This is a genomic window from Staphylococcus ureilyticus, assembly GCF_002902235.1.
Taxonomy (GTDB): Bacteria; Bacillota; Bacilli; order Staphylococcales; family Staphylococcaceae; genus Staphylococcus; species Staphylococcus ureilyticus.
In genome coordinates this window covers 1-19327 of sequence record NZ_PPRL01000019.1, presented here as the reverse complement: position 1 = coordinate 19327, position 19327 = coordinate 1, and the positions used below count along the sequence as shown (strand labels likewise).

General features: G+C 31.7%; 20 protein-coding genes and 1 pseudogene. 5 read left to right on the top strand and 16 right to left on the bottom strand.

The genetic code is table 11. The features are described 5' to 3' along the window. Positions 1 to 122: 122 nt before the first annotated feature. Positions 123 to 1316 (bottom strand): L-aspartate--L-methionine ligase LdmS, encoded by a 1194-nt coding sequence (ldmS, locus tag CD150_RS02515; protein WP_046207739.1) that lies wholly within the window; start codon positions 1314 to 1316, stop codon positions 123 to 125. After that, positions 1313 to 2497, bottom strand: a complete 1185-nt coding sequence (locus CD150_RS02510) for a M20 family metallopeptidase (RefSeq protein WP_073346125.1) — start codon at positions 2495 to 2497, stop codon at positions 1313 to 1315. The genes ldmS and CD150_RS02510 overlap by 4 nt, the downstream gene beginning before the upstream one ends. 252 nt (positions 2498 to 2749) lie before the next feature. On the opposite strand from CD150_RS02510, the gene CD150_RS02505 reads away from it, so the two are divergent. Further along, positions 2750 to 3220 carry an S-ribosylhomocysteine lyase gene (locus tag CD150_RS02505; protein ID WP_046207737.1) on the top strand — a complete coding sequence of 157 codons (471 nt, stop codon included), beginning with the start codon at positions 2750 to 2752 and terminating at the stop codon, positions 3218 to 3220. 677 nt (positions 3221 to 3897) lie between these two features. Here the strand turns inward: CD150_RS02505 and CD150_RS02500 are convergent. From CD150_RS02500 to deoC, 4 genes are all read right to left on the bottom strand, one after another. Continuing rightward, positions 3898 to 4251: a DoxX family protein gene (locus tag CD150_RS02500; protein WP_073346129.1), complete on the bottom strand. Its 354-nt coding sequence runs from the start codon at positions 4249 to 4251 to the stop codon at positions 3898 to 3900. Beyond that, positions 4248 to 5435 carry a phosphopentomutase gene (gene deoB / locus CD150_RS02495; RefSeq protein ID WP_073346134.1) on the bottom strand — a complete coding sequence of 396 codons (1188 nt, stop codon included), beginning with the start codon at positions 5433 to 5435 and terminating at the stop codon, positions 4248 to 4250. Before deoB ends, CD150_RS02500 begins: the two co-directional genes overlap by 4 nt. An 11-nt stretch (positions 5436 to 5446) precedes the next feature. Beyond that, the gene (locus CD150_RS02490; protein WP_073346147.1) at positions 5447 to 6748 is read right to left on the bottom strand and encodes a pyrimidine-nucleoside phosphorylase; all 1302 of its coding nucleotides are present in this window, start codon (positions 6746 to 6748) and stop codon (positions 5447 to 5449) included. A 67-nt stretch (positions 6749 to 6815) separates the two neighbouring features. After that, positions 6816 to 7478, bottom strand: coding sequence for a deoxyribose-phosphate aldolase (deoC, locus tag CD150_RS02485; protein ID WP_073346152.1), 663 nt, complete (start codon positions 7476 to 7478; stop codon positions 6816 to 6818). 179 nt (positions 7479 to 7657) lie between these two features. On the opposite strand from deoC, the gene deoD reads away from it, so the two are divergent. Beyond that, positions 7658 to 8368, top strand: a complete 711-nt coding sequence (deoD, locus tag CD150_RS02480) for a purine-nucleoside phosphorylase (RefSeq protein WP_046207732.1) — start codon at positions 7658 to 7660, stop codon at positions 8366 to 8368. Between the two features lie 135 nt (positions 8369 to 8503). Here the strand turns inward: deoD and CD150_RS02475 are convergent, their stop codons facing one another. From CD150_RS02475 to CD150_RS02435, 9 genes are all read right to left on the bottom strand, one after another. Further along, entirely contained in the window at positions 8504 to 8953 is a 450-nt protein-coding gene (locus tag CD150_RS02475) for a Dps family protein (protein ID WP_046207731.1), read from the bottom strand. A 179-nt stretch (positions 8954 to 9132) separates the two neighbouring features. After that, positions 9133 to 9996: a ribokinase gene (gene rbsK, locus CD150_RS02470; RefSeq protein ID WP_046207730.1), complete on the bottom strand. Its 864-nt coding sequence runs from the start codon at positions 9994 to 9996 to the stop codon at positions 9133 to 9135. Between the two features lie 23 nt (positions 9997 to 10019). After that, a complete protein-coding gene (locus tag CD150_RS02465; protein WP_070657401.1) occupies positions 10020 to 10403 on the bottom strand; it encodes a thiol-disulfide oxidoreductase DCC family protein in 384 nt (127 codons plus the stop codon). 323 nt (positions 10404 to 10726) lie between these two features. Continuing rightward, on the bottom strand, positions 10727 to 12094 hold the full coding sequence (locus CD150_RS02460) for an EVE domain-containing protein (protein ID WP_103161317.1): 1368 nt from the start codon (positions 12092 to 12094) through the stop codon (positions 10727 to 10729). A 72-nt stretch (positions 12095 to 12166) separates the two neighbouring features. Beyond that, on the bottom strand, positions 12167 to 13147 hold the full coding sequence (locus CD150_RS02455; RefSeq protein ID WP_046207727.1) for a YeiH family protein: 981 nt from the start codon (positions 13145 to 13147) through the stop codon (positions 12167 to 12169). 209 nt (positions 13148 to 13356) lie between these two features. Beyond that, complete coding sequence (locus tag CD150_RS02450) at positions 13357 to 13587, bottom strand: hypothetical protein (RefSeq protein WP_103161316.1); 231 nt, start codon at positions 13585 to 13587, stop codon at positions 13357 to 13359. A gap of 24 nt (positions 13588 to 13611) precedes the next feature. Further along, positions 13612 to 14550, bottom strand: coding sequence for a type I phosphomannose isomerase catalytic subunit (locus CD150_RS02445; protein WP_103161315.1), 939 nt, complete (start codon positions 14548 to 14550; stop codon positions 13612 to 13614). Positions 14551 to 15106: 556 nt separating this feature from the next. Further along, entirely contained in the window at positions 15107 to 15805 is a 699-nt protein-coding gene (locus tag CD150_RS02440; protein ID WP_046207724.1) for a FadR/GntR family transcriptional regulator, read from the bottom strand. Positions 15806 to 15936: 131 nt separating this feature from the next. Next, on the bottom strand, positions 15937 to 16596 hold the full coding sequence (locus CD150_RS02435) for an SDR family oxidoreductase (protein WP_073346158.1): 660 nt from the start codon (positions 16594 to 16596) through the stop codon (positions 15937 to 15939). Positions 16597 to 16743: 147 nt separating this feature from the next. On the opposite strand from CD150_RS02435, the gene CD150_RS02430 reads away from it, so the two are divergent. Both CD150_RS02430 and czrB read left to right on the top strand, forming a co-directional pair. Further along, on the top strand, positions 16744 to 17043 hold the full coding sequence (locus tag CD150_RS02430) for an ArsR/SmtB family transcription factor (protein ID WP_080937829.1): 300 nt from the start codon (positions 16744 to 16746) through the stop codon (positions 17041 to 17043). Between the two features lie 26 nt (positions 17044 to 17069). Further along, complete coding sequence (gene czrB, locus CD150_RS02425; RefSeq protein ID WP_073346163.1) at positions 17070 to 18023, top strand: CDF family zinc efflux transporter CzrB; 954 nt, start codon at positions 17070 to 17072, stop codon at positions 18021 to 18023. Positions 18024 to 18141: 118 nt separating this feature from the next. On the opposite strand, the gene CD150_RS02420 is transcribed toward czrB, so the two are convergent. After that, complete coding sequence (locus CD150_RS02420; RefSeq protein ID WP_064209826.1) at positions 18142 to 18873, bottom strand: metallophosphoesterase family protein; 732 nt, start codon at positions 18871 to 18873, stop codon at positions 18142 to 18144. 131 nt (positions 18874 to 19004) lie between these two features. Between CD150_RS02420 and CD150_RS02415 the strand changes: the two are divergent. Beyond that, positions 19005 to 19327, top strand: a pseudogene (locus CD150_RS02415) (hypothetical protein); the annotation flags it as partial.

The window sequence follows — 19327 nt, the reverse complement described above, 5'->3', positions numbered from 1 at the left end:
ATATAAATGAGTATAATACTATAGTCAATTAACGTCATACAATAAATATTAAAATTTTAATATATCTAAACAATAAACTAAGTTAACAAATCCTATTAACTGAATTTTTCCTATATTACTGATTATATTTTTAATTCTTTTAAAAATTGTTGTTCTAGTTTATCAACTTGTTCTTGAGACTGTCCATGCCAAATACATGCAAATCTTGAAGGAACGTTTTCATTATTATACCAATCACCATCATAATATGATAGCGGAAACAAGCAACCCTTACGAACATATTTTATAATTGTTTGGAAGAAATGTTCATTATCATGAGGTGCAATATAACTATAAAACTTTTGATATCCAGACTGAATTAATGGATCTAATAAAAGCATGCTTGTTGAGCCATTTTGTCTAAAATTTAAATCAATCGCAAATATATCACCGTGCTCATCTATAAGTAAATCAAAACCCGCGATCCCAAAATAACCTTTCGACACACCTATTTCCATGATTTCTTTGCCTGCTTGAATGACTGATTCAGGCACATCATGTACATTTTGATTACCACTATAATGTCCATATTTGTCTGTAATTTGCTCTGAAGTACCTATATAGTGAATATCCCCTTCTTTTTCACATGCAAATTGCACGCAATAATTAGCTATTTCCTGAATTTTTTGTTCGATAATAATTGTGTCAGTCTCATCTTTTGCTTGTTCAATACGTGATTTTGCTTTAATCAAGTCCTCATCGTCATAACATATCATCACGCCATAACCGCCTGCAGTTGGTAAGTCATCACCAGGCTTCAAGACAAAAGGAAACGTCCAGTTTGTAATCGCATCTTCAAACGCTTCTACTTTTACCACTTCACGTGCAGGTAAATATTTTTGATTCGTCCATTCTGGAATGCGTGCTTTATTATTTAATGCAACAAAAATATCTTTATCCATTGCGTAATATTCTTTTTCTAAAATAGATTCACTATGAATATATTGAAAATAAATGCGTTTATTGTCTTGTTTGGCAAGTTTTTTTATTGTTTTTTCGTACGAAGTTTGATCATAAAAAGTATAGATATTGGTCGGCATTGGTTTGCCAATCAATTCCAATAACATTTCCAATTTCTTTGTGACACTTGCTTGATGCACAATAACAGGCATTTGATCAGCTATAATCAATTCCCTACCAGTCAAAAAATTAGATTGATGTTCCTCTGGTTCTAACCATGGATTGGAAATATAAGATGGTCTAGAAGTATATACGACATCATCATTGTATAAATCACTAAGTGTTAATTTAGGGTGTTGAGTACTTAGTTTTTTCATTTTTTGTTCCCCTTTATATATTGGTGCTGTTCAACTATTTCATTAAGTTCTGCTTGATTTTCTATTAATTCTAATCCCATTAATGCAAGGATTTTAGCACCTCTTATTAAAGCTTGATCTCCATGGGCACTTCCTGCCGCCTCTCGAAAACGATGTGTATGTCCCACTAAATTTCTAGAACCTATTTTAATATGAGGATGAATCGTTGGTACAACGTGACTTACATTACCCGTATCTGTCGAGCCAAAACCAAAATCATCATCTATCACTGCCTCTCCCATTTTCGTAGCATATTTTGCAAATAAATCATCTAATTTGGGTGTTTTAATAAATTCATTAACACCATTTTGTATGGGACCAAATTCATAGTCACATCCCGTTTGAATCGCGGCTCCTTTTGCAATTCGCCCTACTCTATCAGTTAAAATATCCAATTCTTTACGAGATGTTGCACGTGTATAAAAGCGCGCATGTGTGTAGTCTGGGATAATATTAGCAGCTTTTCCACCATCTAATATAACACCATGAACTTTTTGACTTTTTTTGATATGCTGTCTTAGCTGAGCCACGCCATTAAAATATGTAATCATTGCATCTAAAGCATTTCTTGCTTCTTCAGCATTCTCAGACGCATGTGTACTTTTACCATAAAATTTAATGTCTAAAACATCTACCGCTAATGTGTTAATTGTTTTGTAAGTTTCATTTCCGGGATGTACCATTAAAGCAACATCTAATTCATCTATAATGCCTTCTTTTACATATGCAGCTTTTGCACTGCCATTGACACCGCCTTCTTCGGCAGGACATCCAAGTATTACGATTTTACCGCCTGTTTGCTCAATGACATGCTTCAATGCGATACCTGCAAATGTGCTTGCCGTACCTATAATATTGTGTCCACAAGCATGTCCTAAGCCTGGTAAAGCATCATATTCTGCTAAAAAACCAATAGTTGGTCCATCGATGTCTGAATCATAACGCGCAATAAAGCCTGTAGCATAACCTGCAATATTTGTTTCAACTTCAAACCCATGCTTCTCTAAATCTTCAATTAACGTTCTTGAAGCAAATATTTCTTCATTACCTAATTCAGGTCTTTGATGAATAAGGTGACTCAATTCTATGTATGTTAATTTTTCATTTTCTATATAATCTAGTATGATTTGTTCATGTGTCATTTTCAATACAACTCCCTTGTACTACAACATTTCACACGTATTATAAAACTTATAAATAAAGCATATTTAATACTAAATGTGCAAAATACATTTTTATTATTACTTATTCTATCCGTTTTGATTAATTCTGTCATTATTTTTCTGAAATTTTAAAAAATGATATTTAGTTATGTTTTCTAAAATTTATAGAAATTGTAAATAGCGTTACGTCTTGTTACAATTATGATAATTATTATTTTAGGAGGACATCACATGCCAAAAATGAACGTTGAAAGTTTTAATTTAGATCATACCAAAGTAGTAGCACCATTTGTTCGACTTGCAGGTAAAATGGAAGGTGCTAATGGAGATGTTATCCATAAATATGACATTCGTTTTAAACAACCAAACAAAGAACATATGGAAATGCCTGGTTTACACTCACTTGAACATTTAATGGCTGAAAATATTAGAAATCATTCAGATAAAGTTGTTGATATAAGTCCAATGGGTTGTCAAACTGGTTTTTACGTATCTTTTATCAATCATAGTGATTATGATGATGTGTTAAGTATAATTGAACAAACACTTCAAGATGTATTATCTGCTACAGAAGTTCCAGCATGTAATGAAGTACAATGTGGTTGGGCTGCTAGCCATTCATTAGAAGGTGCCAAAGAAATTGCACAAGCATTTTTAGATAAAAAGAATCAATGGCATGATATTTATGGCGAAGGCAAATAATATCTTATTACCGTTGTAAAATAAGATACAAAAATCAAATTCAAAATATAAGTAACTATTTTTGAATAAGCACTGACAATATTCTAATTTATTTAAAAAGATTGCTTGATTTGAATCGTTATCATCTAATGTCAAAATACACAAGAATCTGAGACATAAAACCTAGAAAAATAGCACACAGATGATTTAATTAATACATCTGCGTGCTTTTTTATTATTCAATACTGCGGCGTATTATTGTTGGCTCGCTTGCTTAAGAGGACGACTTCAGCCTGTCGTCTTCAGATTGTTCCGTTCCCTCAAGCGTCTCGCCAAAATACACCGTATTTATATGTAATTTCAAATTAAAACACTTTAAAAACAAGTCCATATTGGAATCTTTATTTCTTTGTATTAATGGCATTTAATGTAAAAAAGTAGTAACTCAATGCGCTAATGATAATTAAAACAAAATTGAAAAATGGTATTTTTTATATTTTTTCCATTTTTAAAAGAAATGATGTTATCGTATAAGTTTTGTATTTTCAAGTTTACACCTTAACTATAATATATAAAACATAGAAAACGCCAATTTCTATATTAATTTAATAGAAATTGGCGTTTAGTCTATAACCAGAGCATTCTAACCATGGCGCTTTATAATGTATATCCAGTCACGCAACTATTGATTGTTCACTCTATAGTTTGTTCACGATTTTTATTAAGACAAATTGTAGTGGGATTCGACTGTATAACAAACTATTCGGCAGTTGTTTATCGCCTAGTGGCAATTTTTTTCTTGCCATATAAATATTTGCAGGCAATACTGCTAATAAAAACATATTAATCATTTTCTTGAGACATTGGCCAGGTCTATTAACTATTAAAAGCAAGCCAAAAATTATTTCGACTACACCCGAAATAATAACCGCAGATTTTCTAAATGGTAAATATTCAGGTACAATTTTTCTAAAACGTGACTCATGTTTAAAATGTAAGACACCAATAATCATGAAGCCACAGCCTAAAATCAAGCTTAATAACCGCTTCATTTATCGACACCCATTTCTTTTAAATAGCTTCGACCAAATTCTGGTAATGTAACGTCAAAATTATCCGCAATTGTAGCACCTATAGAACTAAACGTATCGTCCGTAGATAGTTCATGGTAATCTTTTATTTTAGGACTAAACATTAGGACTGGGATGTATTCTCTTGTATGATCTGTCCCCGGTGCCGTAGGATCATTGCCGTGGTCTGCAGTAATGATTACTAAGTCGTCATCTTTAAGATGTTTGATAAGTTCTGGTAAACGCTCATCAAAATCTTTCAATGCCTCAGCATATCCATTTTTATCACGTCGATGTCCATACAGAGCGTCAAAATCCACTAAATTCAAGAAACTTAACCCCTTAAATTCACGTTGTACAGTTTCTATGAGCTTATCCATGCCATCCATATTGCTTTTTGTTCGAATTGCTTCAGTAACACCTTCACCATCATAAATGTCATTGATTTTTCCTAATGCAATCACATCAAATTGATTCTCTTTCAACTCATTCATCACTGTTCGTCCAAATGGTTTTAACGCATAATCATGTCGATTAGAAGTTCTTGTAAAAGCACCTGGTTCACCTACATATGGTCGTGCAATGATTCGACCAATTAAATATTTTGGATCTTTAGTTAGTTCTCTTACTTTTTCACAAATATCATACAATTCTTCGAGTGGAATAATATCTTCATGTGCCGCAATTTGAAGTACTGGATCTGCTGATGTATAGACAATCAGGTCTCCAGTTTTCATCTGATGCTCTCCCCACTCATCAATAATTTGTGTACCAGAAGCTGGTCTATTTGCAACTACTTTTCGACCTGTCATCGTTTCAATTTCACTGATTAATTCTTGTGGAAATCCATCAGGATAAACTTTAAAAGGTTGCATAATATTTAAGCCCATAATTTCCCAATGGCCCGTCATCGTATCCTTACCTACAGAAGCTTCACTCATCTTAGTATAAAACGCTTCTGGTTTAGACACTTTTTTGACATTAGGTAATGCAGCGATATTACCTAGACCTAACCTTTGTAAATTAGGTAATGATTTATCAAAACCTTCAAGCGTATGCTTCAAAGTGTGACTGCCTTCATCATTAAATGCTTTTGCATCAGGCCCTTCGCCTATACCCACTGAATCCATGACAATTAAATGTACCCTTTTAAATGGTATAGCCATCATTCCATCTCCTATTCAGTAATTATTTTATGAATCAACGTAGGAACTTCGCCGTGTGAACTTATCGTAATGCTTTGATTTAATTTTTCCTTAACATCATTAATTTGCTCACGGTTACTATGAATCGTTAATAAAGCTTCGCCTTCATCAACTGAATCTCCTACTTTTTTGTGAAGGACAATGCCAACACTTAAATCAATATCATCTTCTTTAGTTTGTCTACCTGCCCCTAACATCATAGATGCAACACCGATTTCATTGGCAATAATTTCGGTTACTGTACCAGATTTTTGCGAAAGTAAATCAATTTGAAAACGCGCTTGTGGTAGTTTACTAACATCATCAACTACTGAGCCATCACCGTCTTGATTTTCTAAAAATGTACGGAAACTTTCCAATGCTGAACCATCTTCAATTGCTTTTTCTAATAATGCTCGGGCTTCCTCTAAATCTTTAGCTTTGCCGCCAACCACTACCATTTGCGAACCTAAAGTCATAACTAACTCAGTTAAATCTTTTGGACCTTGACCTTTCAGTGTTTCAATCGCCTCTTTAACTTCTAAGGCATTACCTATTGCATTACCTAATGGTTGACTCATGTCTGAAATAATCGCCATCGTGTTTCGGCCAACATTATTACCAATACTAACCATCGCATGTGCAAGTGCTTCAGCATCTTCGATTGTTTTCATAAAGGCACCATTGCCTGTTTTGACATCCAATACAATAGCATCAGCGCCAGCGGCAATTTTTTTACTCATAATAGAAGATGCAATCAGTGGTATTGAATTAACTGTTCCAGTCACATCACGTAAGCCATAAAGCTTTTTGTCTGCCGGTGTTAAATTCCCAGTTTGTCCTATTACAGCTACTTTTGCTTCATTTACAAGTTCAACAAATTTATCTTCACTAATTTCAACGTGAAACCCTTCAACTGATTCTAATTTATCAATTGTGCCGCCAGTATGACCTAATCCTCTACCACTCATCTTAGCCACAGGAACACCAACAGAAGCTACTAATGGAGCTAATACTAGTGTCGTTGTGTCTCCAACACCACCTGTAGAATGTTTATCAACTTTTATCCCATTAATCGCTGATAAATCAATCACGTCACCAGAATTAACCATTGCCATTGTAAGTGCTGCTCTTTCTTGATCATTCATATCCTGGAAAAAAATTGCCATCGCTAAACTCGAAGCTTGATAATCTGGTATTTCACCACTGGTATAAGCATTAATAAAGAATTCTATTTCTTCATTTGTTAAAGCTTGACCATCACGTTTCTTTTCAATAATATCTACCATTCTCATTTGAGTTGGCCTCCCCTGTTAGACATTTATTTCTTTATATGTCTCAATTTAAACTTAAAGATAGTGATTAATAATCTGAATTACTTTCTAATCCTTGGACGATCTGTACACCTGCACTAGCGCCAATTCGAGTAGCACCAGCTTCTAGCATTTTATTGAAATCTTCTAAGTTTCTGACACCACCTGAAGCTTTAACTTCTAATGCATCTCCGACTGTATCTTTCATTAATTTAACATCCTCAGGTGTGGCACCACCACCAGCAAATCCAGTTGATGTTTTCACAAAGTCAGCACCTGCTGCTTTACTGAGTTCGCAAGCTTTTACTTTTTCATCATCAGTTAAAAGGCAAGTTTCAATAATTACTTTTACCGTTTTACCATTAGCTGCTGCTACTACGCCTTCAATATCTTTTTGGACTTCATCATAACGTCCGTCTTTTAAGGCACCAATATTGATAACCATATCTACTTCTGATGCGCCATTTTTAATAGCATCTTCTACTTCAAACACTTTCACTTCAGTATTTGTAGCACCTAATGGAAAACCAATAACTGTACATACTAATACGTCAGTATCTTGTAATTTATCAGCTGCGTATTTAACATGTGTAGGGTTAATACACACTGACTTAAAATGGTATTCTGTTGCCTCATCAAGAATTTTATCTACTTGTGCTCTAGTAGACTCCGGTTTTAGTAAAGTGTGATCTATATATTTTGCATAATTCATTCTAATTCCTCCTAATATATTAACTGTATGAAATTATTCTAATTCTTGAAAGTCATTACTATTCTAAAAAATTAATAACATCACAACAAGTGCTTTACCTCTATATTACAAAAATTCGCAAAAATAATAAACAAATGTTATCTTTATTTTGATAAAAGAATTTAAAGGAGAAGAAGTCTATGACAAAATCTACACCACATATTCAACCTAACGGAGTTAAAATTGCTAAAACTGTTTTAATGCCTGGGGATCCCTTGAGAGCTAAATATATCGCTGATAACTATTTAGAAGATGTAAAACAATTTAATGAAGTTAGAAACATGTTTGGTTATACAGGCACTTATAAAGGAAAAGAAGTTTCTGTGATGGGTTCTGGAATGGGTATTCCAAGTATTGGTATTTATTCATACGAACTATATAATTTTTTCAATGTCGACACAATTATTCGAATTGGATCATGTGGCGCTTTACAAGAAAACGTTAACCTATATGACATCATTATTGCTCAAGGTGCTTCTACAAATTCGAGCTATGTAGAGCAATATAATATTCCAGGTCACTATGCGCCTTTAGCTGATTTTGACTTAATGTTAAAAGCAAAACAAAAAGCGGATGAAATTGGTGCTACTACGCATGTTGGTAATATTCTTTCTTCAGACACATTTTATAATGCCGATCCAACATTTAACGAAAAATGGCAACGTATGGGCATCTTAGGCATTGAAATGGAATCTGCTGCATTATACTTAAATGCAACTTTTGCTAATAAAAAGGCATTAGGCGTCTTCACTGTAAGTGATCATATTCTACGTGATGAAGCTACTACTGCAGAAGAACGTCAAAACTCATTTACTCAAATGATGGAAATAGCATTAGAAATTGCTGAATAAAATTTTATAACGTTCATACATGAAGTAAGTTCTTATTTCTATCTCTATTACAAAAAAGACAGGAATCAAATGAAAAATTTGATTCCTGTCTTTTACTGTTTTAAATATAAATACTGTTTGTCTATCTATAAACTATTATTTTCCTAAATAAGATTTTAACATCCAATTATGTTTATCAATATTGGTTTGCATACCGATAAACATATCTTCAGTTACATCATCTTCGGCATTAGAAGCAACTTCAATTGCTTCTTCTAATTGTTTTGAAATATTTTCAAAATCTGTTGATAATGCTTCAACCATTTGTTCTGCTGTATAACCTTTACCTGCTTCATCTATAATTGATAACTCTAAACTTTCTTTTAATGTACCTACTGGATTACCGTCTACTGCTAAAATACGCTCTGCTAAATCATCTATATATTGACTTGCTTCATCATATAATTCTTCAAATTTTGTGTGTAGTGAGAAGAAATTTGGTCCTTTTACATACCAATGAAAATTGTGTAATTTGGTGAATGCAACTGTCCAGTTTGCTACTTGTTGGTTTAATACTTTTACAACTTCTTCATTATTTTTTGACATATCAAAAATCTCTCCTTTAAATTTTTGTCGTAACTAAGCGACAATCAATTTTCGATTACAATAATTATTATATTATAATAATTACAATCTGTAAAGTGTTTATCAGTATTAAATTATAATTATTATAATTTAGAATGCAGCTTAATCACTCACTTATATTATACCCTGAATTAAGTCATTTAATCTAGTTCTTTTCTGTATGGCATTGCACCTTGAGCACCTAATCCTGTAACTGAAAAACTAGCAGCTAAATTGGCAAAATTAACTGCTTCCTCTAATGACTTATTTTCAATTAGAGCAACTGCTAGCGCACCATTAAACGTATCTCCAGCCCCTGTAGTATCAACTACTTCTTTTTTATATCCCTTAACAAGTTGTTGAGAATCACTGTAAAACAATGCACCCGCAGCCCCTTTAGTTACGATTAATTTTTCAGGATACATCATAAGAGCTTTATCAACTTCATTTTCAAATAATAGTTCACTTTCTGATTCATTTGGCGTCAACCAATTAACTTTCTCAATTATTTCTTTATCTAATGGTCGAAATGGTGCAGGATTTAACATTACCCTCATTTCATGTTTTTGTGCATATTCCACTACTTTTTTAATAGTCTCTTCAGGTATTTCATGTTGCATTACAATAATATCGCCAGCAGCAAAAAATTCTAGTTTTGGAATTACTTTATCTGGCGTTACATAATTATTTGCTGCCGGCACTACAACAATTCGATTATCATCTTCAAACAACGTTATATGTGCAGTTCCTGACGCTTCATTTTCAATAATATCCATATACTTTGTATTTACATTGTTTTTTTTAAGATTTGAAAGTATTTGCTGTCCATTATCATCATCGCCTACAGCCCCGATCATATAAACATGGTCGCTTAAGTGTGCAGCCGCAACAGCTTGGTTAGCACCTTTACCTCCAGGATTTGTGAAAAATGATTCCCCCATTACTGTTTCACCTACATTAGGTAAAATATCTGTTTTTACCACTAAATCAATTGATGCGCTACCAATCACAACTATGTTTCCCATATTCTTTTCCTCCATCTATGCATTCAGTCAATAAAAAATGATTGCTCATAATCATTAGGTTTGTGCCAATGTGTTTTCCACATTCTGTTTCTATTATCTGCAAAAAGTTGATAACCAAAATCTCTTAACCATTTAGGGGTTATATATAATAATAAGCCAATCCATTTATAATTTGTTAAAGATGAAATCAATGATGCTATTGCATCTGATTTATACTTAAATTGGGCTCCTTCTTGCAAAATAACACTATCGTGTTGTTTTGTTTCTGGATAATTTTCAAACATATTTTGAGCTGTAGAACCTTGAAGTTTTGCAAATTGGTAACGTCTAGACAACCCATTTTGAATAAGCCAAATTGCGTAATTGTAACAGTATACGCAGTTACCATCGTAATAAATTATTGGCATGCCTTCATCTCCTTTTATGATTTGTAACCATAAAATATAAATTATTTATTCACAGTTCTATTATATCCTAAAATGATAAAAATAAATCATTATATGAAATATATTATTAGGTCTCCTTAAGTATTTATTTCACATACAAAATTGGGCAGAAATCTCATTTTATTTAAAATATTTCGTCACCTCACCACAGTAATGATGACTAGAATAGAAAAAGTATTAAACTTTACCTGAATTGAGCTTTAGTCTTCTACAGATAATATAAAAACGCCCAGGACGAACCAATGATGTCCCAGACGCTTATTCACTATTTTTAAACTGTGATTTTAATCTTGATTTACCTTAACAATTCTTGCATATTTTAAAAACTGTTCAGTATATTTTTGTTTTATATCATTTATGATATCATACGTAATGCCAACGATATGCCAATTGGGATTAAAATGATAAAATGAATCTTTTTTTCTGGACCATTTAACCATACTTCCATCTCTATTATATCTTGGTAATGTCATTTCATAGCCTTCTAAAACATTAATATAAGTTTGAAAAATGTCTGGATCTATACGATTAAAATTATCAATAACCAGATAACTTTTATCATTTCTTGGCATAAGATTAGTAATGAAACCCTCTCTATAATACAAAGCACCCGCCTCATTTGGTAAATATTTACCATATAACATATCCTCTGTAAAATCTGGATGCCCTGCCGTAATTACTGGATTAGCATTTGTCTTTTGTAGCAAGTTTTCTGCAGCTTTTAGACCTTCGCCTTTATCAACTACTAACAGAATAAATGGTTTTACATCCTCATCTGCTTTATCAATAACATCTTGACTTTTAACTGCTTCAAACTGAGATTTCATTCCATCGTTTTCACTCATTTCAAGTATTGCATCAAATTGTGTACGTGACATACTCGCAATCGCTTGTTTTGCATTTTCTTGTAAATAATATAAGTTTTTTAATTTTGGGTGTTTATTTAATGTACTTAATGTTACGGGCTCGATTTCTTTTTCAAAATAAACCTCTATCGCTGTACTATTTGTACGACCAGGGATTGGAGATTTTTCATGTAAATGTTGACTTACTTCACCAACACCAATCACTGATTGTTCTCTATGTTTATTATAAAAAACGAGTTGGTCTCCAATTTCAAGTTGTCTATAAAAATGGTATCCATTTCGTTTAATACCATTATATGTGTGTGTAAACAACGTATTATAAGAATTGGGTTCGAATTCTTGCTCCTCTGATATAAAGAAATATCTAGGTATTTTCGTTTCTCCTTTACCCAAACTCACGATTAAGTCAAATTCGTCTTTTGTAATTTGATTAAATAGTGTTTCTTTCATATTAGTAATACGAAATTCTAATTGTTCACTTCTTTTTAAGTAATCAGCAGTTAATGGTTTCAATTGTTCTAACAACTGAAAATGAACACGAATTTTATTCTGTGCGCCTGTTTGAACGCTAGTAATTTCACCAAATCCTAGTAAACCAGTATCCATCTGTACTTGATAAAATACAACTTTATCTCCTACTTTAGCTTGCTTAAAAGATCGGAAACCTTGTGACGGATTAAATTGAGCACCTGATTCAAATAATGTTGTTTGACCCACTAATGGTTCGTTATGATTCCAGCGATTATATCCGCAATTTAACCAAAAATAATTTGTTTCCTCTGCCATTTAGATACTCCTTATCTCATATAAAAAATTCTATCTTCTCATTATATTTAAAAATTAATCCGCAAACAACGATTACAATAAATTAATCAATTTCATTGATATCAAACTTGTTATTATTACTACAATCCAAGTCACTAGCCCTAATAAAATCGGCTTTGCACCAGCTTGTTTAAATTGTCTGAAATCTACATTTAATCCTATACCTGCCATTGCCATCGTTATTAAGAATAGTGATATTTGTTGAAATATATGAATAACAGTTGGTGAAAAATTAAAAATTGTACTAATTAATGAGGCTATAATAAACCAAACTATAAACCATGGAAAGATTTGTTTGATCGATGTGCCTGTTTGTTTAGATTTTTCTTTACGAATCGTTCTATATGTAAAAAATAATACTACTGGAATAATCATTAACGTCCGTGTTAATTTTACAATTGCACCAGTTTCTAATGCTTTATTTCCGTAATTAGAAGTCGCAGCAATAACACTAGATGTATCATTTATTGCCGTACCCCCAAAATATCCAAAAGCCGTTTGCCCCATGTTCATTAAATGACCGAGTGGTGGGAATATAAAAACTGCTATTAAGTTGAATAAAAATATAGTTGAAATAGCAAATGCTACTTCGTTTTCTTTAGCCTTGATAACTGGGCTTGTGGCAGCAATCGCAGACCCACCACAGATAGATGTCCCAACCCCAATCAGGATGCTAAGATTTTCATTTATTTTAAATATTTTCATCAAAATAAACACGATTATAAATGCAGCTAATAAAGTTATAATTATAATTGGCAGAGATTTCCAACCAATTGAACCTATAGATTGAAAGCTCAACGTAAAACCGAGAACAATAATACTATAATGCAATACTTTTTTACTACTAAATTGGATACCGGCACGATATTTTTTGGGAATTTCAATAAAGTTATTTAAAAGAATACCTATAACAATGGCAAAGATTGCACTTCCTATTACTGGAAATTTGCTTCCCATAATGGTTGCAATAAGCGCAATAATAAATGTCATCAATAAACCTCGAGATTTCGACATTTAGCCCACCTCCAATTTAAATTCTATTTTACCATAAATATTTTATCGCTAAAGTAAATTTTATAATCTTTTAATTATAAAACTGATTCATTTTAATTATTAATATCCATTTCGTCCAAACTGAATTTGATTTAATTAATAAAACTAATGATTATTACTTATAAAAAAAGTATCTTTAACTTCAAAAGTAAAGACACTAAATTTATTGATTATTGAACCATCGTCAATGCACCCATAATTGGCATTAAATTAATGAGTACACCACCAAGTTTTAATAATCCACTTATTTCTTTGTTAGGTATCGTAATTAATGTAGCAATTATACCAATTGCACCAATAATTACGGGTAAGAAAAATGAAGGGAAAATAGGTATTTTTAAAAATATCCCTGCGCCAGCTAATAAGCCGCAAATTAACGATACATATAAATAATTATACATTTTAAAACACTCCGTTTTTATTCTCTATAAATAACTTATAATTAATTCATAATTCCCTTCAAAAATTGTATCTAAATCGTCTGAAGTTAGTATGAAATTTTGACCTTGTGTTACATCATATATGTCTCCATCAACTATGACTTGTCCAGCGCCTTTTAATACAGAAACTAAAACAAATTCTCTCGGTTTCATATAATTTAATGTGCCAGATATTTCCCACTTAACCATTGTAAAAAAGTCATTTGAAACAAGTTGAATTCGCTTATGATTTTCAATAATTTCAGTATCCGTAGCTATATTAATATTTTCTTGAGTAACTTCGATGACATCCTTTGCTTTTGCTTGATCCAATCCTCTGCTATGATGTGCTATTTCCTCTCGACCAAAATCGTATACGCGATAAGTGACATCAGAAGATTGCATTGTTTCATAGACAAGTACACCAGCACCTATAGAATGGACCGTTCCTGCTGGTATAAAATAAAATTCTCCCGGCTTAACCTTAACTTTATTAAATAAATTTGCATAGTCAGTTTCATTGATTTGATTCACTGCAATATCTTTCGAATCTGCATTCACGCCATAAATGATTTCTGCGTCTTCTTCTGCATCGATGATATACCAACATTCTGACTTACCATATTGTCCATTCTCATTTTCATAAGCGTATGCGTCATCAGGATGCACATGGATTGATAATGCTTCTTTTGCATCTACAATTTTTGTCATTAATGGAAACTCTTGGCTTGGGAAATCACCAAACAATTCCCGATGATTTTCCCATACCATATCTAGTGTCTGCCCCTTGTAAGGCCCATTCAACACTTCACATTTTCCATTTGAGTGTGCTGAAATCCCCCATGCTTCTCCAATATTTTCAGCCGGCAAATCATAACCGAGTGATTTCAACTTTGTGCCACCCCAAATTTTCTCATGTAATACTGGTTTTAAAAATAATGGCATTCACCACACCTCCAAACTTAGTTAATATATTGTTTAATCTGATATTTACAATTTAGAAAAATATAAATTTATACTATTAATATTACATTTTAAAATTAATTTGACAGAACTATTGAAATTGTATCACATATCTTAGCGCATTATAAACTGTCTCTTCAACGTTTACTCATATTTAAATCAATAATTATTATATCAATACGTTTCATAGACGTATAGTTAAATTAATGTGATTCAATTACATTCAGTTGAATTTGACAATAAAATTATTCAATTGTCATAAATTTTTTAAATAAAGACTTGCCTTGTCAATATTTTTCACATTATAATGATACTAGAGTCTTTAAAAGACTCAGATTCTTTTACATATAAGGTAATGAATTATGATGATTTTGATCAGATGATTACTGTTCAAAATTTAAAATTTGCAATAAAAGCCCAAACTGCTATAGTTTGGGCTTTTTATTCATTGAAATTTAATTATACTCGCCTTAGACTTTATGAATTTGGAAAGCATTAAAATAAATTTGAAGATAATCGCCATGATGCTTTCTCAAATCTATTTTTCTTTGAAGTTGGCTAATATTGTTTCTTTGACTTCTAATAAATGTGACTCCATTGCTTTAACTGCTTCTACATCATCTTTGTTAGCAATCGCATTATAAATGACTACATGCTCCTCTAGCAATTTATTCATTGTTTTTTGTTTACTATAAATAAATATCTTTCTTGTTTCTTTCATAGAATCTTGCATGAGTTCAGATATATTATTTAGTAATTCAACTAATAAAGAATTATTGCCAGCTTTAGCAATTAATAAATGGAATTCTAAATCAGCTCTTTCTCCTGACGTGCCATCTGTTATCGCTTCCCCCATTCGATTCAAAGCATTTTTCAAATCAATTAAGTTTGCTTCTGTACGATGACAAGCAGCCATTTTAACGGTGGCGCTTTCAACAATTTCTCTTAACTCTAACAATTCTTTTATCTGAACTACTGAATTAAATTTATCTCCTAATTCAAAAAAAGTTGGTTCAATTTGTTTTACAAATGTCCCATATCCTTGTTTTATTTCTAATACGCCTATCGTTCTTAATGCATTCAAAGCTTCTCTTACCGAAGCCACACTCACACCAAATTCTTTACTGAGCTTTTGTATCGATGGTATTTTATCTCCGACTTGATAATTTCCAGATTTGATGCTTTCCAATAAAGTATCTGCGACTTGTTCATAAATTTTAGTGTTTGAAATCTTCATAGTTACCTCCAAACGATATCTATTATTGTATCAAATTTTCTTCATAAAATTTATTAAAATAATAGATATTTCAGTTAAAAATGGACCAAATTACTATAAGTTGTAAATTGGCCCATCTTTGTAACTATTAATTATTTATTTTTAAAATTATCTAAAGCTTGTGGTATCTCCACATCTCCACTAATAATTTGGAATTCAGTATTTAAATAATCATCAGTTGTTACAACTTCATTGATAACTGAAGCGACATCTTCTCTTGGAATTGAGCCTCTACCTTCAAAAAAGGCTCCTACTTCAATCTTGTTTGTGCCATCATCATTTAATAAAACACCAGGATGTACAATCGTATATGATACTGATGCTTGTTTTAAATATTCATCAGCATAATGTTTAGCAATTGTATAAGGCTTCAAGTCTCCACTAGCATCAAATGCCTCTCTTCTAGAATCATATGTTGACACCATAACAAATTGCTTAACATGATTTGCCTCACTTGCTTTAATAGCTTTAATAGCACCATCTAAGTCTACAATAATTGTTTTATCAGCACCTGTACTACCACCTGAACCAACAGAAAATACTACACGATCAAAACCTTTGAATTTTTCAGTTAAAGCTTGAATATCATCTTTTTCAACATCAATCAATGTTGCTTTGATATTTTCTTCTTTTAACTGTTCAACTTGAGATTCTTTTCTAACTCCAGCGGTAAAGTCTATATCTTTTTCTTTCAATTGTTCTACTAAATGTTGACCAACGCCACCATTAGCGCCAATAACTAAAATACTCATATTAGTACCTCCTTAATTAAGTTAATACTAAAAGTCTACCACTTCTATAAGAATTTGAAACAATTATGCACTTTTTGTTGACATATTAGTACGAAAGTATTAATATATGAATATATACTAATATATTCATATATAGAGGTGAATTTTGTGGATGCATCAATAAACACTGAAACATTAAATCATGTAACCGATATTTTCAAAGCATTAAGCGAAACAAATCGCATACGCATCATGCACTTATTATCTCAAAGTTCTAGCAGTGTAGGACATATTGCGCACACTTTAAATATGGGCCAATCTAATGTGTCACATCAGTTACGTATACTCAAACAAGCCCACCTAGTCAAATCTACCCGAGAAGGCCAGTCAATGATATATTCAATTGACGATACACATGTAACTGATTTACTAAAACAAGCAATACATCACGCAAATCACAAACTATAAAACTATAATGAAAGGTGTGGACCTATATGACTCAACAACACGAACACAATCACACACACAATCATACACATGGACATGTACATACCAATAATAAAAAAATCTTGCTCATTAGCTTTTTAATTATTGGTATATTTATGATTGTTGAAATCATCGGAGGTTTTTTAGCACATAGTTTAGCACTATTATCTGATGGTTTACACATGTTCAGTGATTCAATTTCATTAGGTGTGGCTTTATTAGCTTTTATTTATTCTGAAAAACACGCTACTAAATCTAAGACTTTTGGCTACAAACGCTTCGAAATATTAGCAGCATTATTTAATGGCGTAACGCTATTTGTTATCGGTATTTTTATAATTATAGAAGCAATCGACCGGTTCTTTAATCCAATAGCTGTAAAATCTACAGAAATGTTTATTATCAGTGTAATTGGACTCATCGTTAATATCGTTGTTGCTTCCTTTATGTTTAAAGGTGGAGATACAGATCATAATATAAACATGCGTGGTGCATTTCTCCATGTAATTGGTGACTTATTAGGTTCTGTCGGAGCCATTACAGCAGCCATTCTTATTTGGGCATTTAATTGGACGTTTGCGGATCCTATTGCGAGTATTATCGTTTCTCTACTTATTATTAAAAGTAGTTGGGGGATAACAAAATCATCCATCAATATATTGATGGAAGGTACGCCAAGTGATGTCAATATGAGTGAAATCATAAGTGCTATTACAAGTGAAGCGCAAATTATAAATGTACATGATTGTCATATTTGGACTATTTCTAACGAAATAAATGCTTTAAGTTGTCATGCAGTTGTACCAAATGACATGACAATTGAAGAAGGTGAACTACTTTTAAACTTACTCGAACATCGTCTAACACATTTAAACATTCAACATATGACAATACAGTTTGAAACAGAATATCATAATCATGACAACAATACTTTATGTTCAACTATTTATACAGAAAAATAACATGAATAAAAATAAAAAGTGACTAGATTTTAAAGCTTAAAATAAGCAATATCAATCTAGTCACTTTTATTATTTAAATTTCTTTTAAAATATATAACAAATCCAAAACATTTTATGCCTATAAAAATTTATCAAATATCAGCTCTTTAGCTGGCACTTGTTTTTCTTTAAAACCTCTTATAAATTCTTCATTATCATAAGGAACTTTAACCCTTTCAAATGAAAATTCATTTTCATCGATAGTAACAATACCATATACAGCATATGCGCCATTATTCAATCCAACAGATCCAGGATTAAAATAAACTTTAGATTTATCATCAAACAAATGAACCGTATGATTATGACCAAAAACAATTAAATCTGCTTCTTTATCCTCGAATAGTGATTTAATATTTTCTTCTGTAGGTTCCACAATGGGACTAAACGGCTGCCCATCAATTGGCGTGTTCAATTTATCATTTGGGATTTCATAATGAATGAACATGATTTTTTTATGATTTATAGTTTTTTCAATAACACGAGGTAACGCATTTAATTTATCATAATAATCTTCGTCTAAGTGACTTTCAATCCATTGGTGGTGTTCATAAAATTTATCTTTTAAGTCTTCAGGATAAGGCGTATCGTTAACAATTGACATCACCGCTTCATCATGATTACCTGCAATAATTTCCATATCATCTCTTTCAAATATTTCATCAAGTACTTTATTTGTTTCATGGCCTACACCAATATTATCGCCTAGGTTATATATTTTATTTATATCTTTTCTTCTATCAATATCATCCAATACTGTATCCAACGCATCAAAATTGCCATGTACATCAGTAAGAATTGCAAATTTCATGATGATATCTCCTTTCAACATTTTCTCATTTGGTCATTTTAACATTTTATAGCCATTTTGTTACCTATTAATTTTAAAATCTCTAATTTTTTGATAGCATATGCTTATCACTAAAAAGGAGTGCTTAAAATTTGTTTAAATTTCATAAACTAGCATTACAAAATGCTAAACCGCAAAATGCTAAAATTTTACTATTCACAATTGTAAGTTTTATCATATTATTTGCTTTGACTGTTCTAACTTTTATACCAGTTCAACCAGCAATATATAAGTTTTTAATGTCAATGGCAATGCAACAACCTATTGGTAGTGCCTTAATTACATTAATACTAGCAATATTAATTCCATTAGTGGTTTTCATATTTGTAGGCTATCAACTTATTGCTGGAACTATATACACTATAGACAATGCAATTAATAAAGACAAGGTTAAATTCAAAGATTTATTTTCAAT